The organism is Caballeronia catudaia, assembly GCF_001544755.2.
Lineage (GTDB): Bacteria > Pseudomonadota > Gammaproteobacteria > Burkholderiales > Burkholderiaceae > Caballeronia > Caballeronia catudaia.
This window is the reverse complement of record NZ_FCOF02000002.1, coordinates 179,716-203,365: the sequence shown is the minus strand read 5'-3', so window position 1 is coordinate 203,365 and position 23,650 is coordinate 179,716. Positions and strand designations below refer to the sequence as shown.

Annotated in this window: 20 protein-coding genes; 13 read left to right on the top strand and 7 right to left on the bottom strand. The window is 64.5% G+C overall.

The window, feature by feature from the left end; translation table 11 throughout:
- Positions 1-24 precede the first annotated feature (24 nt).
- Genes thiD through AWB75_RS03165 form a run of 3 tightly spaced genes read left to right on the top strand, consistent with a single transcriptional unit; the run spans position 25 to position 2,154 of the window.
- A complete protein-coding gene (gene thiD / locus AWB75_RS03175) occupies positions 25-900 on the top strand; it encodes a bifunctional hydroxymethylpyrimidine kinase/phosphomethylpyrimidine kinase (RefSeq protein ID WP_061122618.1) in 876 nt (291 codons plus the stop codon).
- A gap of 41 nt (positions 901-941) precedes the next feature.
- On the top strand, positions 942-1,721 hold the full coding sequence (locus tag AWB75_RS03170; protein WP_061122617.1) for a DUF72 domain-containing protein: 780 nt from the start codon (positions 942-944) through the stop codon (positions 1,719-1,721).
- 19 nt (positions 1,722-1,740) lie between these two features.
- A complete protein-coding gene (locus AWB75_RS03165; RefSeq protein ID WP_061122616.1) occupies positions 1,741-2,154 on the top strand; it encodes a hypothetical protein in 414 nt (137 codons plus the stop codon).
- A 104-nt stretch (positions 2,155-2,258) separates the two neighbouring features.
- On the opposite strand, the gene groL is transcribed toward AWB75_RS03165, so the two are convergent.
- Together groL and AWB75_RS03155 are read right to left on the bottom strand one after the other, a co-directional pair.
- Positions 2,259-3,899 (bottom strand): chaperonin GroEL, encoded by a 1,641-nt coding sequence (gene groL, locus AWB75_RS03160; RefSeq protein ID WP_061122615.1) that lies wholly within the window; start codon positions 3,897-3,899, stop codon positions 2,259-2,261.
- A 92-nt stretch (positions 3,900-3,991) separates the two neighbouring features.
- Positions 3,992-4,282 (bottom strand): co-chaperone GroES, encoded by a 291-nt coding sequence (locus AWB75_RS03155; RefSeq protein WP_061122614.1) that lies wholly within the window; start codon positions 4,280-4,282, stop codon positions 3,992-3,994.
- 370 nt (positions 4,283-4,652) lie between these two features.
- On the opposite strand from AWB75_RS03155, the gene AWB75_RS03150 reads away from it, so the two are divergent.
- Positions 4,653-4,994 (top strand): DUF4148 domain-containing protein, encoded by a 342-nt coding sequence (locus AWB75_RS03150; protein ID WP_061122613.1) that lies wholly within the window; start codon positions 4,653-4,655, stop codon positions 4,992-4,994.
- A gap of 207 nt (positions 4,995-5,201) precedes the next feature.
- Positions 5,202-5,969 carry a DUF2242 domain-containing protein gene (locus AWB75_RS03145; RefSeq protein WP_061122612.1) on the top strand — a complete coding sequence of 256 codons (768 nt, stop codon included), beginning with the start codon at positions 5,202-5,204 and terminating at the stop codon, positions 5,967-5,969.
- A 45-nt stretch (positions 5,970-6,014) separates the two neighbouring features.
- Here AWB75_RS03145 and AWB75_RS03140 read toward each other — a convergent pair whose 3' ends face one another.
- Positions 6,015-8,153, bottom strand: coding sequence for a D-(-)-3-hydroxybutyrate oligomer hydrolase (locus AWB75_RS03140; protein ID WP_235011945.1), 2,139 nt, complete (start codon positions 8,151-8,153; stop codon positions 6,015-6,017).
- Between the two features lie 249 nt (positions 8,154-8,402).
- On the bottom strand, positions 8,403-8,777 hold the full coding sequence (locus AWB75_RS03135) for a BON domain-containing protein (RefSeq protein WP_061122611.1): 375 nt from the start codon (positions 8,775-8,777) through the stop codon (positions 8,403-8,405).
- A gap of 619 nt (positions 8,778-9,396) precedes the next feature.
- Here AWB75_RS03135 and AWB75_RS03130 point away from each other — a divergent pair.
- The 4 genes from AWB75_RS03130 (at position 9,397) to AWB75_RS03115 (ending at position 13,780) form a co-directional block, all read left to right on the top strand.
- Positions 9,397-10,881, top strand: coding sequence for a TAXI family TRAP transporter solute-binding subunit (locus tag AWB75_RS03130; RefSeq protein ID WP_061122747.1), 1,485 nt, complete (start codon positions 9,397-9,399; stop codon positions 10,879-10,881).
- Positions 10,882-11,022: 141 nt separating this feature from the next.
- Positions 11,023-11,682 carry a 2-hydroxychromene-2-carboxylate isomerase gene (locus AWB75_RS03125; protein ID WP_061122610.1) on the top strand — a complete coding sequence of 220 codons (660 nt, stop codon included), beginning with the start codon at positions 11,023-11,025 and terminating at the stop codon, positions 11,680-11,682.
- 135 nt (positions 11,683-11,817) lie between these two features.
- The gene (locus AWB75_RS03120; protein ID WP_061122609.1) at positions 11,818-12,801 is read left to right on the top strand and encodes a LysR family transcriptional regulator; all 984 of its coding nucleotides are present in this window, start codon (positions 11,818-11,820) and stop codon (positions 12,799-12,801) included.
- 58 nt (positions 12,802-12,859) lie between these two features.
- On the top strand, positions 12,860-13,780 hold the full coding sequence (locus tag AWB75_RS03115) for an AraC family transcriptional regulator (protein ID WP_061122608.1): 921 nt from the start codon (positions 12,860-12,862) through the stop codon (positions 13,778-13,780).
- Positions 13,781-13,815: 35 nt separating this feature from the next.
- Here AWB75_RS03115 and xdhC read toward each other — a convergent pair whose 3' ends face one another.
- From xdhC to xdhA, 3 genes are read right to left on the bottom strand one after another with little or no spacing between them, the layout of a single operon-like run.
- Positions 13,816-14,331 (bottom strand): xanthine dehydrogenase accessory protein XdhC, encoded by a 516-nt coding sequence (xdhC, locus tag AWB75_RS03110; RefSeq protein ID WP_061122607.1) that lies wholly within the window; start codon positions 14,329-14,331, stop codon positions 13,816-13,818.
- Complete coding sequence (gene xdhB / locus AWB75_RS03105; protein WP_061122606.1) at positions 14,328-16,691, bottom strand: xanthine dehydrogenase molybdopterin binding subunit; 2,364 nt, start codon at positions 16,689-16,691, stop codon at positions 14,328-14,330. The genes xdhC and xdhB overlap by 4 nt, the downstream gene beginning before the upstream one ends.
- A gap of 12 nt (positions 16,692-16,703) precedes the next feature.
- A complete protein-coding gene (gene xdhA / locus AWB75_RS03100; RefSeq protein ID WP_061122605.1) occupies positions 16,704-18,251 on the bottom strand; it encodes a xanthine dehydrogenase small subunit in 1,548 nt (515 codons plus the stop codon).
- 338 nt (positions 18,252-18,589) lie between these two features.
- On the opposite strand from xdhA, the gene AWB75_RS03095 reads away from it, so the two are divergent.
- The 4 genes from AWB75_RS03095 (at position 18,590) to AWB75_RS03080 (ending at position 23,647) form a co-directional block, all read left to right on the top strand.
- On the top strand, positions 18,590-19,804 hold the full coding sequence (locus AWB75_RS03095) for an MFS transporter (protein WP_061122604.1): 1,215 nt from the start codon (positions 18,590-18,592) through the stop codon (positions 19,802-19,804).
- A 153-nt stretch (positions 19,805-19,957) separates the two neighbouring features.
- Entirely contained in the window at positions 19,958-20,704 is a 747-nt protein-coding gene (locus AWB75_RS03090) for a GntR family transcriptional regulator (RefSeq protein ID WP_061122603.1), read from the top strand.
- Between the two features lie 7 nt (positions 20,705-20,711).
- A complete protein-coding gene (gene mdtD, locus AWB75_RS03085) occupies positions 20,712-22,145 on the top strand; it encodes a multidrug transporter subunit MdtD (protein ID WP_061122602.1) in 1,434 nt (477 codons plus the stop codon).
- A 230-nt stretch (positions 22,146-22,375) separates the two neighbouring features.
- Positions 22,376-23,647 carry an EAL domain-containing protein gene (locus AWB75_RS03080; protein ID WP_061122601.1) on the top strand — a complete coding sequence of 424 codons (1,272 nt, stop codon included), beginning with the start codon at positions 22,376-22,378 and terminating at the stop codon, positions 23,645-23,647.
- The last annotated feature ends 3 nt before the right edge of the window (positions 23,648-23,650 follow it).

Genomic DNA, 23,650 nt, shown 5'->3' with positions numbered 1-23,650 from the left:
AATACCATAATGTCCGCTTTTGCCATGACCGGCGACTCCCCACCGATCGTACTCACCTTCGGCCTCTCGGACCCCACGGGCGGCTCCGGCCTGCAAGCCGACCTGCTGACGCTCGCGAGCATGGGCTGCCACGGCGTGACCGTGCTCACCGGCTACGCGGTGCGCGACTCCGCCACCTGCGATGAAGTGACGGGCCTCGACCCGGACGCCGTCGCGACTCAGGCGCGCATGTTGCTAGAGGACATGCCGATCGCCGCATTCAAGATCGGCGCGGCGACGCGCGCGGAGCTCGTGTCCGCCATCGCCGAGGTCGTATCCGACTACGACGACGTGCCGCTGATCCTCGCGCCCGATTTCACACTCGACGACGAACACGTCCTGTCCGCCGACGAGCTGCGCGAATCGCTCGCCGATCTGCTCGTGCCGCAGACCACCATGCTGATTGCCGATCACGCCACATTATTGCAACTCGCGCAGCCGGACAGCGACGCGGAATCGCCCACGCTCGATTCCGCGATTTCGCACATCCTCGCGCAGGGCTGCGAATACGTGCTCGCGATGGAAACCGGCACGCACCGGCACGTGAACACGCTTTACAGCGAGGAAGGCCAGGTGCGCCAGGATACCTGGGAGCGCGGCGTGCAACGCATCATGGGACTGACCGATACGCTCGGCTCGGCGGTCGCCGCGCTGCTCGCGAACGGCCAGGAGCCTGCCGAAGCCGCGCGCGAGGCGCAGGAATACGTGTTCCAGGCTGCGCGCGCGGCGTTCCGGCCGGGGATGGGCGCGTATCTGCCGGACCGTTTCTTCTGGGCGCGTTCGAACGACGCCGACGAAGACGGGGACGCGTCCGCGCTGCCCGACGATCCGGCGGGACTGCCCGGAGAAGCGCGCCACTGAATCCGCGTCGACGAAATCAATAAGGGAGGCCACGCGAGCGCATGCCATACCGACTGCCCCATCTGCACAAGCCCGGCCCGCAAGGTGCGATCCGCATCGGCTGCGCGGGCTGGGGACTGTCGAGCGCCGTCTCGGCCAGCTTCCCTCATGAAGGCACGCATCTCGAACGCTATTCGCACGTGCTGACGTGCGTCGAGATCAACACCAGCTTTTACAAACCGCACCGCGAACAGACCTACGCGCACTGGGCGGAGAGCGTGCCCGAGTCGTTTCGTTTCTCCGTCAAGCTGCCGAAGGCGATCACGCACGATGCGCGTCTCGCCGACACCGAATCCCTGCTCGACGAATTCTTCCATTGCGCCGGGCAACTCGGCGACAGGCTCGGCTGCTGGCTCGTGCAAGTGCCGCCGAGCCTGCCGTTCGATGACGCCACCGCCGAGACATTTTTCAAGGCGCTGCGCGAGCGCACGAAGCTGCCGATCGCATTCGAGGCGCGCGAACACAGTTGGTTCACCACGCACGCGGCGGCGCTGCTGAAGGCGCATCACATCGCCTACGTGGACGCCGATCCGATACCCGACGATTGCGAGATCAAGCACCGCGCGGACACGTCGCTCGTGTATGTGCGGCTGCATGGCTCGCCCGAGCTCTACAAGTCTTCCTACGACTACACCTACCTCGACGATCTCGCCCATACGCTACACGCGCGCGCGAAGAAAACGGCCGAGGTCTGGTGCGTCTTCGACAACACGGCGGAAGGCAACGCGCAGCCCAATGCGCTGCATCTGATGGAGCGCTTGCGGATTCATCACAAGGTCTGATTCTCTGGAGGATTGCCCGATGCGAAAGTCTGCGGGACGAATTGCCCATTTGCTTGGAGTCACACTGCTCGCCTCGCTGCTCGGTTTCGCCGCGCCGAGTCAGGCGCAGACTGCCACGCCCGCGGGCGACGGCACCTTCCTGCTGACGATTTTCCTCAAGCACGACGAATCGAAGACATTGCCGCAGATCAATCAGCAGTTGAAAGAACAAGGCTACTTCAAGACGTTTCCGCCGCCGGGCATCGAAGTGGTGTCGTGGTACGTGATGATGGGCATCGGGCAAGTGGTGACGCTGCGCGTGCCCGCCGACCGTCTGCGCGAAGTGAACCGGGCTATCGAAACGACCGCGTGGGGCGGCTATCGGACGGAGTTTTATCCGACTTACGACTACAAGGCCGCCGCGCAGAAGCTGCGCGACGAGATGAACAAGTAACGCGTTTCCTTCAGGCGAAAAAAAACCCGCATCGCTGCGGGTCTTTTGGCATGATGCGGGCCTCTTTCGAAGCCCGCGCCGATATAACCTGGCGTGACGCCAAATTACATATCCATGCCCATGCCGCCCATGCCGCCGGGCATGCCGCCAGGCATCGGAGCATCTTCCTTCGGCAGTTCGGCAACGGCTGCGTCGGTCGTCAGCAGCAGGCCCGCCACCGATGCCGCGTTTTGCAGCGCCGTGCGCGTGACCTTCGTCGGGTCCACGACACCTGCGTCAACCAGGTCGACGTACTCGCCGGTTGCCGCGTTGTAGCCGTAGTTGCCCTGGCCAGCCGCAACAGCCGCCACGACCACCGAAGCTTCTTCGCCGCCGTTCGTGACGATCTGGCGCAGCGGCTCTTCCATTGCACGCAGAACAATCTTGATACCGGCGTCCTGATCCGGGTTTGCACCCTTCACGCCTTCGATTGCCTTGCGAGCGCGGATCAGCGCGACGCCGCCGCCAGCCACGATGCCTTCTTCCACAGCCGCGCGCGTTGCGTGCAGTGCGTCTTCGACACGTGCCTTCTTTTCCTTCATTTCGACTTCGGTCGCAGCGCCGACCTTGATCACTGCAACACCGCCGGCCAGCTTGGCCACGCGCTCTTGCAGCTTTTCACGGTCATAGTCCGACGTCGCTTCTTCGATCTGCGTGCGCACTTGCTTCACGCGCGCTTCGATGTTCACGGCTTCGCCAGCACCGTCGATGATCGTCGTGTTTTCCTTGCCCACTTCGATACGCTTCGCCTGGCCCAGTTCAGCCAGCGTTGCCTTTTCCAGCGTGAGGCCGGTTTCTTCCGCAACCACTTGACCGCCGGTCAGGATCGCGATGTCTTCCAGCATGGCCTTGCGACGGTCGCCGAAGCCCGGAGCCTTCACGGCGACGGTCTTCAGGATGCCGCGGATGTTGTTGACGACCAGCGTTGCCAGAGCTTCGCCTTCGACGTCTTCAGCGATGATCAGGAGCGGACGGCCAGCCTTCGCGACTTGTTCCAGAACCGGCAGCAGATCGCGGATGTTCGAAACCTTCTTGTCGTGCAGCAGCACGAACGGGTTTTCGAGGACGGCGACTTGCTTGTCCGGGTTGTTGATGAAGTACGGCGACAGGTAGCCGCGGTCGAACTGCATGCCTTCGACGACGTCGAGTTCGTCTTGCAGCGACTTGCCGTCTTCGACGGTGATGACGCCTTCCTTGCCGACCTTGTCCATGGCTTCAGCGATGCGATCGCCGATCGACGTGTCGCTGTTCGCCGAGATCGCGCCGACTTGCGCGATTTCCTTGTTGGTCGTGCAGGGCTTGCTGATCTTGCGCAGTTCTTCGATGGCTGCTGCGACGGCCTTGTCGATGCCGCGCTTCAGGTCCATCGGGTTCATGCCCGATGCGACGTACTTCATGCCTTCGCGAACGATGGATTGCGCCAGGACCGTTGCGGTCGTGGTGCCGTCACCGGCGTTGTCGCTGGTCTTGGAAGCGACTTCCTTGACCATTTGCGCGCCCATGTTCTGGAGCTTGTCCTTCAGTTCGATTTCCTTCGCGACCGAGACACCGTCCTTGGTGACCGTCGGGCCGCCGAAGCTGCGCTCGAGCACGACGTTGCGGCCCTTCGGACCCAGCGTGACCTTGACCGCGTTGGCCAGGATGTTCACGCCTTCGACCATCTTCGCGCGTGCGGAATCGCCAAAAGTGACTTCTTTAGCTGCCATATCCAAACTCCTTGAGTCTATTCAGTGTGCTGGCTTCGCTGCGGCGCTTATGAAAGCGATATCGCGCGAAGCCAAACGTGCAGGAAGGATGCTTACTTGACCAGAACGGCCATGATGTCTTCTTCGCGCATGACGAGCAGTTCCTGCCCGTCGACCTTGACGGTCTGGCCGGCGTACTTGCCGAACAGCACGCGGTCGCCGACCTTCACATCGAGGGCGTTTTGCGTGCCCTTGTCATCGCGCTTGCCCGGGCCGATGGCCAGGACTTCGCCTTGATCCGGCTTCTCAGCCGCGGCTTCCGGAATCACGATGCCCGATGCGGTCTTGGTTTCCTGGTCCAGACGCTTGACGATGACGCGATCGTGCAAAGGACGAAGGTTCATACACACTCCTCTCTAGATTGAGACTGAAAACGCGGGAAAACCCGTCCTTGGAGAACATTCTCGCCGGACGGAAATCTTGTTAGCACTCTCGTGCAGTGAGTGCCAATTATATGGACGGGCTTTGACAATTTCAAGGAGGGGAGGAGCGGGGAATCCCGTAGAGGGTGCGCGTCACGGGATAAGCGCCCTAATCGGACCAATGATGATGCCGCATCCGATAGAGAGGATTGATGCTAATCCGCGAAGGCTGATTTGTTCAGATCAGGGTTTTTACCTAGATCGGTGCGGCCTAGACTGCCTCTAACGACGAAGCAGTGGAGAGACACCTCACCACCCGCAACGTTCCTCAAATCGGCATTCGGAGGTCATCATGTTCAAGTCCATCGTTCCCGCCATCGCCATTGCGGCCGTTCTCTCGATCCCGGGTTTCGCTCAGGCGCGCGAAGACGGTCCCGTCACACGGGCGCAAGTGCGTGCCGAACTGGTTCAACTGGAGCGCGCAGGTTATAACCCGACGGGCGACCAGACCACCTACCCCGCGCAGATCCAAGCCGCGGAAGCGCGCGTGGCCGCGCAGCAAGGCGAATCGCAAGCGTCGTATGGCGGAGCGGACGAAGGTGCGTCGACCTCGGGCCATGCAAGCCGTCCGAGCTTCCTTGACCGCATCGTCAGGCCGTCCGCGGCAAACCCCGTCGACTTCAACCGTCCGTAATTCACGCGGCTCTTGCGTGCGGCAGCCCGGCCCCAAGCCGGGCTTTTTTACATTCAAAAACGACGAATTGAAGAAATTGACGCCTTTCACCGCGCTGTAAGGCATGAATTCGACGATGTTTTTCAGACCGTGCTTTTTCATCGGTCAGCCGGGCAGGACTACAATTTGTGTCCGCCGCCGATACAAATTCTGGATTCGCCGCCTCTCATGCCCATGCCGTCCCCGCGTCTCGTTCTCGCTTCTTTCGGATTGATCGCCCTCGCCGCGTGCGGAGGCCGCGCCGCCACCACGCCGAGCTATCAGCAGGAGCTGTTCAACACCGGAGTGAGCCCGTATGCGCACAATTTCGACGCCACCGTCAACGAAACCTGCGAAGCCGCGCGTCGCGCGCTGCTTTCGCAAGGCTTTCTCACGACGATGGGCCAGCCCGACACCGTCGACGCCACCAAGAATTTCCAGCCGAACGCCGACACGCACGCTGTCGTCTCTTTCCACGTCGTCTGCACGCCCGGTGAAAACGCGACGAACCAGAGCATCGCGTACGTGAACGCCGTACAAGACGGCTATGCGCTCAAGAAGAGCGATACATCGGCCAGCGTCGGGCTTTCGGTGCTCGGCTCGCTGTCGCTGCCGATCCGCTCGAACAGCGACGCGATGGTCAAGATTTCGAGCGAGACCGTGCCTGCGGGCAAGTTCTACGATCGCTTCTTCAACCTGATGAGCCATTACCTCAATACGGTGCCGCGCAGCTCGCCCATCGCGTCCGATGAAGTAAAGAGCAAGCCGCTCGCGCCGTCGCTCATCGTCAGCTCGCCCGAACTCACGCCGACGCCGATCGTCGTGCAGGCGCCCGAAGCCGCCACAGCGATTCAGGCATCGGGCGCCGCCGCCGAAACGAAGCGCCAGGCGCAAGCGGCGGCATCGGAGGCGGTGGCCGCATCGGCGCCGAACGGGACGTCGGCGCCGGCGCATTGAGTCCAGGTAACGCCTTCATCACGCACGTCTCGCGCCGCACCGCCATCAATTCGGCACGTTGACGGCACCTCCGCTCACCGTGATCGCGTTCGCGCCCGGATCGGTTGCGATAGGCGGCAGGTTCGTCGTCGAGAGCGCGGGCGCCGCCCCCGCCGTGCCGCCACGCGCGACCGCGCGCACCACTTGCGAAGGCGGTAGCGGCGCATTGTTCTTCAGGTGATTCCACATCAGGTTGAGCGCCTGAATGTCGTAGTAATGCACCGGAATGAAGCGCGTGTCGAAGCCCGCCACGGACAGGAACGCGTCGAAGTGCTGACCGTTCATGATCTCGTAGAGCGAAAGCTGGCTCTTGCTGCCCTCCGCCACGCGATTCGCGCCGAGGTACGGACGCGACGCATGGTTGATCGGCACCAGCGCGTCCGCGCGGCCCTGCACGATGATCGCCGGTTTGCCGCGCAGGTTCGCGTTGACGCGGATCGCGTTCACGCTGTCGACCATCGTCGGATTGCCATTCGTCCACAGCGCGCGCATGCACGCGGCGCCGGCGTAGCTGGCATCGGGCGTCGCGAAGCGATGATCCGCCGCGCCCGTCGTTCCGGCGTTATAGACGAGGTTGATGCCGCTCGTCGGCGGGATGCCGTTGCCGGTGCCGAAGATGGTCGGCATCGGCGAGACGATGGGCGTCACGCCCGCCGCGCCCGTCACGGCATTGGTCGTGCCGAAGCTGAAGTTGCACAGGTTGTCGAGCACGCTCGCTTTCATGTAGGCATCGACGTAAGTGACGGCCACCGCCGGCACCGCCTGCGAATCCCACATCGGCGCGTGCAGCGTATCGGAATCGGTCTGATAGCCCGCCTGATGAAGCTGGTTCAGCGCGTCGGTGGCCTGAGCGACCGTATTGCCGCCCGAGACGAAGCCGTTCGTGGCGAGCGTCGCGCAGCGCGCGGTGCGAATCGCGTTGGTCGTCGAGACGGCAAGCGTCGTCAGATACGGCGCGCCCGCGGCCGCCGGCGCAAGCGCCGCGCACGGCTGCAGCAGATTGGCGAGCGTCGTGTAGTCGACGAGCGGACGCCCGAACGAGCCGACCGGCACGCCGCCCTGCCGCACGGAAACCTGCGACGGCAGATTCAGGTTGATCTGCGGCTCGCCGACGACGACCGCCGTGATCCAGCCGTCGGTGTCCTGCTCCGCGGCCGCCAGCGACGCGCCGCCGCCGTTACTCACCGATGCCGCGATCGTCGTGATGTCGCCTTTGTTGTAGCGCACCTGACGCGTCGAGCCGCTTACCGGGCCGAACATGTCGTTGAGCGCCCAGTACGCGAACTGGATCGCCTGCAAGGTGTTCTTGCCCCAGCTCGCTTCGGGGTTCTGTTGCGAATGCGCGTGCTTGTACGCGTAGCGGTTCGGAAAAGCCGAATTGAACGACGCCAGGTCCGACGCGCTCGCGTTCGCCTTGAAAATGGCCTTGGTCCCGGCGAGGCTGGTGCTGGCGAGCGTGCCATCGATCATCGTGACGAGACTGGTTGCCAGTTCGTGCGCGCCGTTGCCGCCGCCCTTGTCGTTGTAGGCCACCGCGCAGCCGCGCTTTAGCCCCCACTCGCCCGCGGCGGAGATCGCGCCGTAGACGCCGCGCGATCCCGACGACGTCGCCGTCACGATGCAAGGCTGATCCGGATCGAAGCTCGCCGGAATCTGCACGAGCAGACTGACGTTCTGCGTGCCGCTGCCGTCGTCCGAATACGCGATGTATTCCTTGCCAGCGATCTTGCCTTCGCCGAGTGTGTCGTTGCCGTTCAGGTCGACGTTCGGCCCCCAGAAGCGGCCATAGCCGCCATTCGCCGACATGTCGACCAGCGCGCGATAGTTCGAGTAGATGGCGAGCCGCCGCAGTTCGGCCGACGTCGGCGCCGCGGGCTTGGCGATGCCGGGCGCGCTCGCCGAAGCGAGGCCGGTCTTGCCGAGGCCGGCCGTCAGCAGATCGTCGGAGGTGCCGTCGTAAGTCTGCGTATTGACCGACCCGGAGACGAAGGCCGGCAAGGTGTTCGGCGCCGGGCCGCCGCTGCTGCTGTCGTCATCGCCGCCGTGGCATGCGGCGAGCGTCGCCGCAGCGAGTATCGCGAACGCGCCGGACGCGGCCGTGCGCGGCGACGTCTGCAAGCTCTGGAAACGCGCGAATCTTTTCATTTTGAGTCTCCGCCTTCCGTTCCGATCGAGTGGTGCAACCCAAGCACTGCAACGCAGATGCCAGTATCGCGTCGGATGAATGCGCCGTCGCTGCTGAATTTCCCTGCTCGTCGCACGCGCCCCCCGAGGCACGTGACGCGATTCAAACGACAACGGGCTCCGGCGGGTGTGCCGGAGCCCGTTCAAAGATCCGCGAGACGAGCGACGAGAGCGGCATCGCGCGATGCCCCCCGCTGTCCGCGACTCGTGTTATTGGCCGCCGCCTTGCACGCCGAGCGTGATCTTGTTCGACACGGACTTCACGCCGGGCACGCCCTTCGCGACTTCCTCCGCCTGGGCGATCTGGCCGCCTTCCGGCACCGTGCCGGTCAGCGTGATCGCGCCGCTGCGCGCACGCACGTACACCTTCGATACGTCGAAGCCCTGCGCCTTCGACAGCGCGCGGCGCACCGAGTAGCCGAGCTTGCGGTCTTCCTTCTTGACTGCCGATTTCTGAGCCTTCGTCGGCGACGCCGATTCCGTGCTCGTGGTGGCCGCCGCGTCGCTCGACTGCGCATAGGCGCTCGAAGCCACCGCCACGCACACCACCACGCCCAGCGCCTTCAACAGATCGACTGCTTTCATGATTTCTCCTTTTGTTTCGCTTGTTGACTTCGCACAGTTGCTACTTCGCTCGTTTTGCACTTCCAAACCGGGCCGCATTCCCAGCGGCTGGGCTACGACATCGGGTGACTCACCGTGGCCGCGCGCGCCCGTGGCCCGAAAGGCGCAAAGGCAAAGCGGCGGCAAGCCGGCGAATGCGGCTCACGATGCTGCGAGAGGCTGGCGAAACGAAACAAACTGCGGCCGGTTGGTCGGGCGGCAAAACCCGTCGGCTCGAATATGTGCTGCCGCATGGCGCGTGCTTGGCGCGCCCTTCGTCACGGTGTGCGGCGCGTGGCGCGCGGCTCGCATGCCCACATTCCGGGCTGCGGCGCGAGAAAGGCCATGTCGTGCGGCGGCGAACGTCAATTTAGCCCAGCGCGGCCATTAGCGCAAAACATTTAGCGACGCGCCCATCCGCGTAGCCGCGCACGAGCAACAGCGCCCGCGGCCTCCCCGCGCGCCTACACGCGCATGTCACACCCGGCGCGCGGCAGGCGGCTTGCGTTGCGTCCGGACGCCGAGCGATTCCGTTCGTGCGGGTAGTGACGCATCGCGATCAGGTAAGCTCGTGGGCACGAGTTTCACGATCACCGACGAGATGACCCACCCTTCAGGAAACAACCCGGGCGACGATCCGGACGTCCCGCCAAGACGCAAACCGCAACCGAGGATCGTCGCGCGCTTCGTCGCGATTTCCTGGCGCGATCTGGCGCTGACCTTCGGCCCGATCCTGCTGCTCTGCGCGGCCGCGCTATGGCTTGCCGTGCGGCTGATCCAGCCCGCGCCGCCGAGCACGCTGACCATCGCGGCGGGGCCGAAAGGCAGTTCGTTCTGGAACAGCGCGCAGAAGTACAAGACGATCCTCGCGCGCAACCGCGTGACGCTCAACGTCCTGGAGACGCAAGGCTCGCTCGATAACCTGACGCGCCTCGACGACCCGAAATCGAACGTCGATGTCGGATTCGTGCAGGGCGGCCTGACCAAGTCCGGCGCGACGCATGACAATCTGGAATCGCTCGGCAGCGTGTCATACGTGCCGCTCGCCGTGTTCTACCGGAGCGCGGCGGTCGTCAGCCGCCTGTCGGAGCTGAAGGGCAAGCGGCTCGCGATCGGCGCGGAAGGCAGCGGCACGCGCGTTCTGGCGCAGACGCTTCTGAAGGCGAACGGCATCGAGCCGGGCGGCGACACGGAACTGCTGCCGCTCGCCGGCGACGAAGCCGCCAAGGCGCTCGAGGCCAGCCAGGTCGACGCCGTTTTCCTGACGGGCGACTCCGCCCAGCCGCCGACGATGGCCAAGCTCCTGCGCACGCCCGGCATCCGCTTCATGGATTTCGCCCAGGCCGATGCCTACGCGCGCCGCTTTCCGTATCTGACGGAAATCGAGTTGCCGATGGGCGCGTTCGATTTCGCCCGCAACCTGCCGCCGCGCCCGGTCCACATGATCGCGCCGACCGCCGAGCTGGTCGCGCGCGACAGCCTGCATCCGGCGCTGTCCGATCTCCTGATCGAAGCGGCGCGCGAGGTGCATGGCCGCGCCAATCTGCTGCAGCGCGCGAACGAGTTTCCGGCGCCGCTCGTGCACGAGTTCCGCATCAGCGACAACGCCGAGCGCTATTACAAGTCGGGCAAAAGCTTCATCTACCGCACGCTGCCCTTCTGGATGGCGAGTCTCGCGGATCGCGTGCTCGTCGTGCTGTTGCCGCTCATCGTGGTGCTGATTCCGGGCTTGCGGCTCGTGCCGGGACTGTACCGGTGGCGCGTGAAATCGCGCATCTACCGGTGGTATGGCGCGCTCATTGCGATCGAACGGGAAGCGATCAGCGGGCCCGACACCGCGCAACGCGATGCCCTCCTCGACCGGATCGACGCAATCGAGTCGGCCGTGAATCGCATGAAGATGCCGCTCGCGTTCGCGGATCAGTTTTACGTGTTGCGCGAACACATCGGTTTCGTGCGCCAGCGTCTTGCTCACGTGCCGGTGGCGCAAGGCGCGCAGGGCGACGAGACGCGCGCGCGGGACGTGGCGCAAACAGATTCACCGGCTGTCGTATCGCGGGCAGACACGGAACAAGGCAGCACGTAATATCTAAAGATGCAGAGAGAAAAAATGGATGCGATGCCCGCGCGCCGCATCCGGCATGCAGGACACGTCCGGAAAACGAACAATAGTTGAGGCTTCACGCGCCGCCGCGCCTGAAGCGACGGAAACTCAGGGAGAAGTGAAATGAGTGCCCCGCATTCGAGCAGTGGTGGTCAGCCGTATTTTTTCTTCGACTTCATTTCGCCGTTTTCGTACCTGCTGCTGGAGCAGCACGAAAAATGGCCGGCCATGCCGTTCGAGCTCGTGCCCGTCCAGTTGATGAAGCTGCTCGAACGATGGGGCCAGCCGCACGCCGCGACGATTCCGTCCAAGCGCGTATTCACGTATCGGCACGCCCTCTTTCGTGCAGAACAATTGGGCATTCCGTTCAGGATGCCGCCCGCGCATCCGTTCGATCCGAGCAAGGCGCTGCGGCTCGCCGTGCTGGCGAAAGCCGAGATCGCCTGCGTGCGCGAAATCTTCCGCTACATCTGGCGCGAGGGGCGCGACCCCGCGACGCCCGAAGGCTTTCGCGCGCTGTGCAAGCACGTCGGAATGCCGGAAGCGGAAACGCGCATCGAGGACGAGGACATCAAGGCGAAACTGCGCGCCAACAACGACCGCGCCGTGGAGATGGGCGTGTTCGGCGTGCCGACCTTCCTCGTCAACGATCAGATTTTCTGGGGCGAGGACACGCTGCCGATGGTGCTCTACGTCGCACGCTCGCCGAACTGGCTCGATGGCGCGGAAGTGAAGCGCATCAGCGCGCTGCCGACCGCGCCGCGCGACGCGGATTTCGCCTGACCGAAGGCAGTTCGGGCGGCGCGCCTATGCCGTGCATAGGGCGTTCACTATGGCGTCAAAAAAGAGAAGCGTTTAACTTCGGGTGAGGGTTCGCGAGTTCGCGCCCGCGTCCTGATTTCAACCGCTTTACAGGCCATGAACGAACCCGCCGACTCACTCGACATCTGGCTGATCCGCGTCTTGCGCACGCTCCTGCTCGAGCGCAGCGTGACGCAGACCGCGCAGCGCCTGAACCAGACGCAGCCGGCGATCAGCACCGCATTGCGCCGCCTGCGCGAAATCCTGAACGACCCGATTCTCGTGCGCGGCAAGCAGGGCATGGTGCCGACCGAGTACGGCGAATCGCTGCTCGCGCCCGCGCAGCGCGCGCTGCGCGAAGTCGAAGTCGTCGCGACGCCGCATGGCGATTTCGATCCGGCGAGCTCGCGCCGCACGTTCCGCGTCGCCGCGCCCGATTATCTGAACGATTTCTTCATGCCGACGCTCGTCGCCGCCTTTCGCGATGCGGCGCCGCACGCGCGTCTGGAGATCGAATCGCTGAATCCGATGCGCGATCACGAGCGCATGCTCGACGAGGGCGAGATCGATCTGATGGTCGCCAACTGGACGAAGCCCGAGCCGCGTTTCGAGCGCGAGGATTTGTTCACCGACGTTTTCGTCTGCCTGATGCGCGCGAATCATCCGCTCGCGCGCGAGCCGCTGACCGCCGAACGCTACGCGCTCGCCGCCCATCTCGCACCGACGCCATACAGCGGCGGCAGGCGTCATCCGATCGATGTCGGCCTTTCGCGCGCGGGCATAGAGCGGCGCATCGTCACGACGATTCCGTACTTCGGGCTCGTGCCGCAAGTGCTGTTGCAGTCCGATCTCATCTTCACCGCGCCGCGCCGTTTCGCGCAGCACTATGCGGCGATGCTGCCGCTCGCGGTGCTCGACTCGCCGGTGCCGTTTCCGCGCATCAAGTGCTATCAACTGACGTTGCCGCAGCCCGATCAGCCGACCGATGTCGCGTGGCTGCGCACGCTGATGTCGAACGTGTCGGAGGCGCTCACGCGCAAGAGGGCCATCGCCGCGCCTTCCGGCGACATCGCTGCGGAAGTGGGCGAAGTCGCGAAATAGCGCGCGGGCGCCGGTACTTCGGTAACATCCGCAACGACACCTTCAGCCGCCCGCCCACATGGACGCTCTCGACAAACTGATCCAGCTTGCGAATCTTTCCGGCTCGCTCGATTTGCGCTGTCTGCTGAGCGGCCCGCTCGAACTGGATCATGCGCCGGCGCCCGCTGGCGAAGCGGTGTATCACGTCGTGCTGGATGGAAAATGCACGGTGTTGCGCAAGGGCCAGGCGCCGCTCGAACTGAATGCGGGCGATATTTTCTGTCTGCCGCGCGGCGATGCGCACGTGCTGAGCATCAAGGCACGCGAAGATTGCGCGGCGAAGGCGGAGCTGGAGAAGCATCACAACGGCGCGGTGACGGTGGAAAGCAATTGCGGCGACAGCGCGCCTGGCATCGATCTGCTGTGCGGGCGCTTTCTCTATGCGCCGCGCGCGCTTCTGATCGACGTGCTGCCGGATGTCGTGCATGTGTCGTTCTCGAATGCGTCGGCGCCCTATCTCGCGCCGCTCGTCCAGACGATGCGCCGCGAGGCGGAGGATGCGCAGCTCGGAGCGCCGTCGATCGTGACGGCACTGTCCACCGCGCTATTCACGATGGTGCTGCGCGCGTGGCTCGCCGATCAGCCCTCGCTCGCGGGCGTGCTCGGGTTGCTCGCGAACCGGCGGCTGGGCGCGTCGATCATCGCGATGCTCGAGCGTCCCGCCGAGCCGTGGACGCTCGAAATGCTGGCGAAAGAAGCGGCGATGTCGCGCGCCACGTTCATGCGCGCATTCTCCGCGCATTCGGACAGCTCGCCTCTGGCATTGCTGAGCCACGTGCGCATGCAACTCGCGAGCACGATGCTGACGCACACGAAGAAGAGCGTCGCGGATGTCGCGGTGGAGGTCGGGTATCAGTCCGAGGCGGCGTTCAGCAAGCGGTTCAAAGAGCTTTACGGGGTTGCGCCGGGACGCTTCAGACAGACGAATGGCCTCGTCTGAAGCGTACACGGGCGCGCCCGTGCCCGTGCCGTTCCTCAACGTGCGGCAGTAAGCGCGCGGAAGCGTTGCGTCGACGGCAAACCGAGTCTTGCCGTCATCTCCCTCACCCTCAACAACTGCGCCGCGACCGCCAGCCCGATCGACCACGGCGCTTTATCGACGATGCCTTCCACGCCGATCGGACACGTGATCTCCGGCAGGCGCTCCGGCGCGAGACCGCGCTCCATCAGCCGCCGTTCGAACTTCACCCGTTTGGTCTTCGAGCCGATGAGCCCGAAGTACGCGAAGTCATCGCGCCGCATGATGCGTTGCGTAAGGGAGAAATCGAGCGAATGATCGTGCGTCATCACGATGAAATACGCGCCGGCGGGCGCTTCGTCGACGATCGCATCGGGCAGATCGGTCGCTTCTATCTGCACGTTCGCCGGGACTTCGTCGGGGAAGAGTTCGTCGCGCGCATCGACCCATTGCACGACGCACGGCAGCGTGCCCAGCACCTTAACGAGCGCATGGCCGACGTGGCCCGCGCCAAAGAGGACGACGTGCATCATGCCCGTACCCTCCGCACCGCGTTCACCGCCTTCAGGATTTCTTCCGCGGTCGCGGGCGCGTTTAGCGGCGGATTTACCTTGTGATCGCCGACCGCGGAAACCGCGTCGCGGATCGCGAAGAACACCGAGAACGGCAACAGGAGCGGCGGCTCGCCCACGGCCTTCGAGCGGTGGATGCTGTCTTCCACGTTGCGGTTCTTGAAGAGATTCACGCGGAAATCGGCGGGCATGTCGTTCGTCGTCGGGATCTTGTAGGTGGACGGCGCGTGCGTCATCAGCTTGCCTTTGTCGTTCCACCAGAGCTCTTCGGTCGTGAGCCAGCCCATGCCCTGCACGAACGCGCCTTCCACCTGACCTTTATCGAGCGCCGGATTCAGCGATGCACCCACGTCATGCAACGCGTCCGCGCGCAGCACGCGCATCTCGCCGGTGAGCGTGTCGATGACCACTTCGGACACCGCCGCGCCGTACGAGTAGTAGTAGAACGGGCGGCCCTGCATCGTCGCCTGATCCCAGTAGAGCTTGGGTGTCGCGTAGAAGCCGTCGGACCACAACTGCACGCGCGCGAGGTACGCCTTCTGCACGACTTCGCCGAACGGAATCGCATCCCCGCCGACGATCACGTGATCGTTCGCGAAACGCACGTCGGCCGCCGCGACCGTGCCGCCGCCGAACTTCTCCGCCGCGAACTTCGCGAGCCGCTCGCGCAACTGACGCGCGGCGTCCTGCGCGGCCTTGCCGTTCAGATCGGTGCCGGTCGATGCCGCCGTCGCCGATGTATTCGCGACCTTGCTCGTGTCCGTCGCCGTCACGCGCACGCGCTCGAACTTCACGCCGAGCTCGTGTGCGACGACCTGCGCGACCTTCGTGTTCAGGCCCTGGCCCATTTCCGTGCCGCCGTGATTCACGAGCATCGAGCCATCGGTGTAGATGTGAACCAGCGCGCCCGCCTGATTGAAGTGCGTCACGTTGAACGCGATGCCGAATTTCACCGGCGTCAGCGCGAGGCCCTTCTTCAGGATTTCGTTGTTCGCGTTGAATTCGTCGATGGCCGCGCGGCGGCGACGATAATCGCTCGTCGTTTCGAGCTCGCTGAGCAACTCGTGCAGCACGTTGTCTTCGACCGTCTGACCATACGGCGTCTGATTGTTTTCGCCCTTGCCGTAAAGGTTCGCGAAGCGCACGTCGAGCGAATCCTTACCGACCGAACGCGCGACGTCATCCATGATGTATTCGATCGCGAACGCGCCCTGCGGCCCGCCGAAGCCGCGGAACGCGGTGTTCGACTGCGTGTTGGTCTTGCCGCAATAACCTTCGATCTTCACGTCCGACAGCCAGTACGCGTTGTCGAAGTGGCAGACCGCGCGCGTCATCACCGGTCCCGACAAATCGGCGGAGAAACCGCAGCGCGAGGTCATGTCTACGGAAACACCATCGATCTTGCCGTCGTCGTCGTAGCCGACTTCGAAGTCGTACACGAAATCATGGCGCTTGCCGGTGATCATCATGTCGTCGTCGCGGTCCGGACGGAGCTTCACCGGGCAGAGCAGCTTCCACGCGGCAAGCGACGCGCAGCACGCGAAGATGCCCGATTGCGATTCCTTGCCGCCGAAGCCGCCGCCCATCCGGCGGCATTCGACCAGCACGTTATGCGAATGCACATTGAGCACGTGCGCGACGAGATGCTGCATTTCCGTCGGATGCTGCGTCGAGCAGTAGACGTGCATGCCGTCGTCGTCCTTCGGCACGGCGTAGGCGATCTGGCCTTCGAGATAGAACTGCTCCTGACCGCCCAGCTTCATCGCGCCGCGTTCGTGATGCGCGGCCTTCGACATGCGGCCTTCCGCGTCGCCGCGTGAAAGCTTGAGCGGATTCAGCACGTACGATTCCGCACGGCGCGCATCTTCCGGCGTGAGGATCGGCACGAGGTCTTCGAACTCGATCGTCGCGCGGCGCGCGGCAAGACGCGCCGTATCGTGCGATGTCGCGACGACCATGAACATCGGCTGGCCGACGTACTGCACGATGCCCTGCGCGAGCACCGGATCGTCGTGGATGATCGGACCGCAATCGTTCACGCCGGGGATATCGTCGGCGGTGAAGACGGCGACGACGCCGGGCGTCGCGCGCACCGCGTCGAAGTTCATCGACACGATCTTCGCGTGCGCCTTCGGGCTCGTGCCGAGCGCGGCGTGCAGCGTGCCCGCGACGAGCGGAATGTCATCGGTATAACTCGCGCGTCCGCTCACGTGCAGATGCGCCGATTCATGCGGACGCGACACGTGGACCTGCTTGAAATCGTCGACTTCGTTAGCGAGCGACTGGGCTTCGGCGAGAAAGGCTTCTGCTTGCTGATTCATTTTTTTCGCTCCTTACTTCGCTTCGACCAGTTCGATTGCACGCACATCCAGTTGCGACTTCGACAGGGGATTCTGCGGACGCGTCTCCAGCCAGAAGCGATACAGCAGGCTCTTCGCCGTGTCGAGGCGATAGTCGCTGCTCGCGCGCATGTCGGTGAGCGGCTGATAGTCCTTGCTCAACGCGAGCATCGCGCCTTGCGCGGTGGCTTCGTGCCAGTGCGCGTCGGTCAGGATCGCTTCCGCGTGCGATGCGCGCTTCGGCGTCGCGGCCATGCCGCCGAAGCACAGGCGCGGCTCGCGGATCGTGTCGCCATCGGCGATGAAAGCGAACGCGGCGTACACGGCGGAAATATCGGAGTCGAAGCGCTTGCTCAGCTTGTACGCGCGGAACTGGAGCTTGGCCCGACGGCCCGTGCGCGTCGGCACGCGAATCGCCGAGACGAACTCGTTCTCCGCCATGTCCTTCTTCTGATATGCGATGTACAGGTCTTCGAGCGGCATCTCACGCGTGCCGCCGACGCTCTGCAACACCACGCGCGCATTCAACGCGATGAGGCCGGGCATCGAATCGCCGATCGGCGAGCCGTTCGCGACGTTGCCGCCGAGCGTGCCCGCGTTGCGGATCGGCAGCGACGCGAAGCGCAGACGCGTTTCTTCCAGTTCGGGATACGTTTTCACGAGCTCGGCATACGCGCGCTCGACGGTTACGCCCGCGCCGATTTCGATCCATTCGTCCGTCGTCTCTACATGCCTGAACGCCTCGATCTGCCCGACATAGACGATGTCGCCGAGATCGCGCAACTGCTTCGTCACCCACAAGCCGATGTCCGTGCTGCCCGCGAGGATACGCACGTTCGGATTCTTGTCCTTCAGCGTGGCGAGCGCCTCGACGGTGCGCGGCGCGTCGAACTGACGGCCAGCGTGCTCGTAATGAAAGGTGTCGTCGCGCTTCAGGCTGTCGAGCGTGCGCGCGAGCGCGGGCACGTTGACGGGCGCGAGCGGCGCGCGCTCGAACATCTGCTCCGCGGCGTCGATGATCGGCCGATAGCCCGTGCAGCGGCACAGGTTGCCCGTCAGCGCGTCGCTGATTTCCTGGCGCGACGGCTTGGTCTTCTCGCAGGCGCCGGCACAGCCGGTCGTCGCATGGCCGTGCTTTTCGTAGAGCGCGAACATCGACATGGCGAAACCGGGCGTGCAGAAGCCGCACTGCGAGCCGTGGCAGTCGACGAGCGCCTGCTGCACCGGATGCAGCGTGCCGTCCGGCTGGCGCAGGTCTTCGACGGTGAAGAGCGCGCGGCCATCGAGCGTCGGCAGGAATTGGACGCACGCGTTGACGGCCTTGAACGCGACACCGCCCTTCCCGTCCGGCTCGCCGACGACGACCGTGCACGCGCCGCAATCGCCCTCGGCGCAGCCTTCCTTGGTGCCGGTGCAGCGCGCGTCTTCGCGCAGGTATTGCAGCACGGTGCGTGTGGTCGACGCGCCGCTCACTTCCTGGACCGCGTTGCGGTGATAGAAGCGGATCGGCTGATTGGACGACGGATTGATGGGCTCGCTCATGGATGTCTCGGGGCTGTTCGATGCTTTTTTGCTGGTTGCGCGGGATACGCAGCCGGTGGCATGTGCGACTTCGCGGGACTTTTTCGGACTGGTCCTGTCGCTTCGATGGTTCGAAAGCTATCACCGTCAAAAAAGACAACCCATAGGCGACGTTGCATGAACGACATATTCTTCGTCCGATATGTGGTTTGGGCCTTATACAGCAAGGCTCTCCGCGACGCGCACCGGCCGTCCCGACGGGCAATTTGTCCCACCTGGTTACAAAAGGAGCGCGACGTTGCGTCGCAACATATGTGAGAATCATGTCTTCGCGCCGAATTCAACCCCGCAATTTCCCTATGTCCTCCGAGTCTCGCACCCAGCCGCAGAGCGATTTCGCCGTCACGCTGCGCATTCTGCCGGTCGTGCTGTACACGTTCCTCTGCTACCTGACGATTGGCATTCCGCTGGCGGTGCTGCCGGGCTTCGTGCACACGGATCTGGGCTACGGCTCGGTGATGGCGGGCGCGGCGATCAGCGTGCAGTACTTCGCGACGCTCATCTCGCGGCCGCTCGCTGGCCGCACCGCCGACACGCTCGGGCCCAAGAAGACAGTGCTTTACGGACTCGCGGCGTGCGCGGTGAGCGGCGTGCTGCTGCTCGGTTCGGCGCTCGCGGCGCAATGGCATGCGGCCAGTCTCGCGCTGCTGGTGATCGCGCGGCTCGTGCTCGGCTTCGGCGAGAGCTGGGTCGGAACGGGATCGATCACGTGGGGCATCGGGCGCGTGGGCGTGACGAACAACGCGAAGGTGATTTCGTGGAACGGCATCGCGACCTACGGCGCGCTCGCGATCGGCGCGCCGCTCGGTGTCGCGATCGATCATTCGATCGGCTTCGCGTCGCTCGGGCTGATCGTGATCGCACTCGGCGGACTCGGCTACTGGCTCGCGACGCGCATGGCGAGCGTGCCCATCGTCCACGGCGAGCGCATGTCGTATCGCAGCGTTTTTTTCCGCGTGCTGCCGCATGGTATTGGGCTCGCGCTCGGGTCGGCGGGTTTCGGTTCGATCGCGACATTCATCACGCTCTACTACGCCGCGCACAGTTGGCCGAATGCGGCGTTGTCGCTGACCGTGTTCGGCACGATGTTCATCGGAGCGCGCTTGCTGTTCGCCAACACGATCAAGGCTTACGGCGGGTTTCGCGTGGCGATCGTGTCGTTTGCGTTCGAGTGCGCCGGCTTGCTGATGCTGTGGCTCGCCGCCGAGCCCACTGTTGCGCTCGCGGGCGCGGCGTTGACCGGGTTCGGGTTCGCGCTGGTGTTTCCGGCGTTGGGCGTGGAAGCGGTTGGGCTCGTGCCGCCGGCCAGCCGGGGCGCGGCGCTATCGGCCTATTCGGTGTTTCTGGATTTGTCGCTAGGACTGACCGGACCGCTTGCGGGGTTTATCGCCGGCGAGATGGGGTATGGATCGGTGTTTTTATTCGCCGCGCTGGCGGCGGCCGCGGCGGTGGCGTTGTCGGTTGCGCTTCAGATGCGCGCGGGGCGTGGGGTGGGAGGGGCGGCTACGGCTTGATTGTCGTGGCGGTTTGCGTGGAACGACAATCGGCACGAGACCGAGTCTCCCGGAACGCCAAGCAATAAAAAACAGGCAATGAAAGGCGTGCGCCCCCAGACCAACACTCCCGCATGTCTTAAAATCCCCGCTTGCCCCCTCAGCGTCCGCTTTATGAACCCGACCTCGGAAGACCGCTGGCGCGACTTGCGCCCGGACCCGGACAGCGACACACCGCTCTATCTTCAACTCGCCCGCAAACTCGCCACCGCGATCCACGACAATCGCTGGAACGCGGGCGAAGCGCTGCCGTCGGAGCGGGTGCTGTCGGAAGCGCTCGGCGTATCGCGGATCACGTCGAGAAAGGCGATCGCGCTGCTCGTCGAACAAGGGCTGATCCGCCGCGAGCAAGGCGCGGGCAGCTTCATCACGCCGCGTTATGAAGATCCGCTTTCGCGTCTGTCGAGCTTCTCCGAAATGCTCCGGCGGCGCGGCTTCAAGCCCAGTTCGAAGTGGCTCTCGCGCACCATCGAGCCCGCCAATCGCGATGAAGTCATCCAGCTCGGCCTCTCGCCGGCCGCCACCGTCACGCGGCTCAAGCGCCTGCGCCTCGCCGACGACATCGTGATGGCCGTCGAAAACTCGACCTTTCCCGCATCGTGCATCCCCGATCCGCAAGCCATCGGCGATTCGCTGTACAGCTATCTCGATGCGCGCGGGCTTTCCATCGTGCGCGCGCTCCAGCATTTCCGCGCCGTGAACGCGAGCCCGGAAATCGCGCAGCAAATGGGCATCGCGCCGCACGACGCGCTTCTACTCATCACGCGCGTCGGATACACGGCCGATCAGCGCGCGATCGAACTCACCGATACTTACTGTCGCAACGACTACTACGACTTCGTCGCCGAACTGCGAAAGTAAGCCCCATATGACCGATACCGCCACAGCCCAGCCGTCCGACCGATCGCTCTCCATCATGCTGTGGCTCGTCGCCACGGGCTTTTTCATGCAGACGCTCGACTCGACGATCGTGAACACCGCGCTCCCCGCGATGGCCCGCAGCCTGGGCGTCGCGCCGCTGCGCATGCAGGGCGTCGTGATCGCCTACTCGCTCACGATGGCGATGATGATTCCCGTCTCCGGCTGGCTCGCCGACAAGCTCGGCACGCGGCGCGTGTTCTTCAGCGCGATCCTCGTATTCACGATCGGCTCGCTGCTGTGCGCGAACGCCCAGTCGCTGACGGCGCTCGTCGCGTACCGCGTCGTGCAGGGCGTCGGCGGCGCGATGCTGCTGCCGGTCGGGCGGCTCGCCGTGCTGCGGGTGTTCCCGGCGGAACGCTATCTCTCGGCGCTCGCGTTCGTCGCCATTCCGGGGCTGATCGGTCCGCTCATCGGACCGACGCTGGGCGGCTGGCTCGTGCAGATCGCATCGTGGCACTGGATCTTTCTCATCAACGTGCCGGTAGGCGTGATCGGCTGCATCGCGACGAATCTGTACATGCCCGACAGCCGCAACCCGGCGACCGCGCGCTTCGATCTCGCGGGCTATTTGCTGCTCGCCGTCGGCATGGTCGCGCTGACGGTCTCGCTCGACGGTCTCGCCGATCTCGGCCTCGCGCACGCGATCGTCATCGTGCTGCTCGTGCTGTCGTTCGGCTGCTTCGTCGCGTATGGCCTGCACGCGACGCGCGCCGCGCAGCCGATCTTCTCGCTCGATCTCTTCAAGATTCACACGTTCAGCGTCGGGCTGCTCGGCAATCTGTTCGCGCGCATCGGCAGCGGCGCGATGCCTTATCTGATTCCGCTGCTGTTGCAGGTGAGCCTCGGCTACACGGCGTTTCAGGCCGGCATGATGATGCTGCCCGTCGCGGCAGCGGGCATGGCGTCGAAGCGGCTCGTGACGCGGCTCATCGAAAAGCATGGTTATCGGCGCGTGCTGGTGGTGAACACCGTGCTCGTCGGTCTGATGATGGCGAGCTTCAGCCTCGCGAGCGCGCATCAGCCGCTTTGGCTGCGGCTGGTGCAACTCGCCATCTTCGGCGCCGTCAATTCGATGCAGTTCACCGCGATGAACACACTCACCCTGAAAGATCTCGGCACCGGCGGCGCGAGCAGCGGAAACAGCCTGTTCTCGCTCGTGCAGATGCTGTCGATGAGTCTCGGCGTGACCGTCGCCGGCGCAATTCTTTCGACTTTCACCGGACTTCTGCCGCACGTGACGCCACAGAACTCGCTGCCCGCGTTCCACGCGACGTTCCTGTGCGTCGGCGTCATCACGGCGGCGACGGCGTGGATCTTCGGTCAGCTCGCGCCGGAGGTGCGCGCGGCACGCAGAAAGCCTGATCCGTCCGAATCGAACTGAACCGAATCGCGTTGCGCACCGCGCCGGTGCCTTCCCGCACGTTTGCGCGGCGCGCGCTCCCACGCGTGCGGCACACGTCACGCAATCCGCACACGAATGCGCGCGAAGAACGCGCCGGCTACCCGCCAGCGCCGCTTGAATATTGAATTTGCACGCTTTTTGCTTTTACGCTCGGGCGCCGATCCGGTAAACTAATCTCGATAAAGTCACTCGCTCCCAGCATCGACATCATGAGCATGGTTGATCTCGACCCGCCCCGCTTCCAGCCGCCTCGCCCGATTGCCGGCGACGATGGATCGCGTCGCACCGTGCTGTACGGCGAGTACACCGTTTTCAGCGTGTTTCAGCCCGTGTTTTCCGTGTCGCACCGGCGCGCGATCGGCTATCACGCGTCCTTGCGCGCCCGCGACGACGCGCACGGTCACGTTGCGTCGCACGAAGTCTTCACGCAAGCCGCGCGGCGCGGCGATCTGCTCGAACTCGGCCGGCTCGCGGAATCGCTGCATCTGGGCAACTTCAATGCGTTCGACAGTCACGACGAATGGCTCTTCCTGAGCCTGCATCCCGCCGCGCTGATGGACACGAGCTACGGCGATGCGCTGCTCGCGTCGCTGAAGAACATCGGTTTGCCGCCTCAGCGCGTCGTGCTCGAAGTGCCCGAGCAGGCGGGCGGCGAGACGACGCGCTTTGCCGCGATCGTCGACTCCCTGCGCAAGTCGGGCTTTCTGATCGCGCTGGACGGCTTCGGCGTGAAGCATTCGAACATCGATCGCGTATGGCAACTGCGGCCCGATATCGTGACGCTCGACCGCTGCATCCTGCAGCAGGCGACGGAGCATTCGCATATCGAGCGCGTGTTGCCGCGTCTTGTTTCACTGCTGCACGAATCGGGGCAGCTCGTTCTGATGGGCGGCCTTGCGACCGAGCGCGACGCGCTGATCGCGCTCGAATGCAACGTCGACTTCGTGCAGGGCGCTTATTTCGCCCAGCCGAGCGTGGAGGCGGTGCACAGCGAGGTCGCGGCCGGCGTGATGGACGCGCTGTCCGCGGCATCGCGCGAACGCATCGCGTCGCGCGAGCGGGCGCAGGCCACGCGGCTCGAACCGTACGTGAGCGGGCTGGAACGGGCGTCGGTCAAGCTGATGGAAGGCGAAGCGCTCGTCGCCGCGACGAGCGAGCTGCTGCAACTCGCCGATACCGCGCGCTGCTTCCTGCTCGATCAATCCGGACGGCAGATCGGCGACAACGTCGTGCCGGTGGTGCGCACGTCGCAGCGCGCCAAGCGCTTCAGCCCGCTCCTGCATTCGGAAGGCGCGAGCTGGGAACGCCGGCCCTACTTCATCGAGGCGCTGCGCGCGCCGGGCCGCGTGCATCTGACGGCGCCGTATCTGTCGATCAACGAGGCGCACCTATGCGTGACGGCGTCGATCGCCGCGCAAACGCCGTATGGTTTGCAGGTGCTGTGCGTCGACATCAATTGGGAAGCGGCGAAGCGTCGATAGATT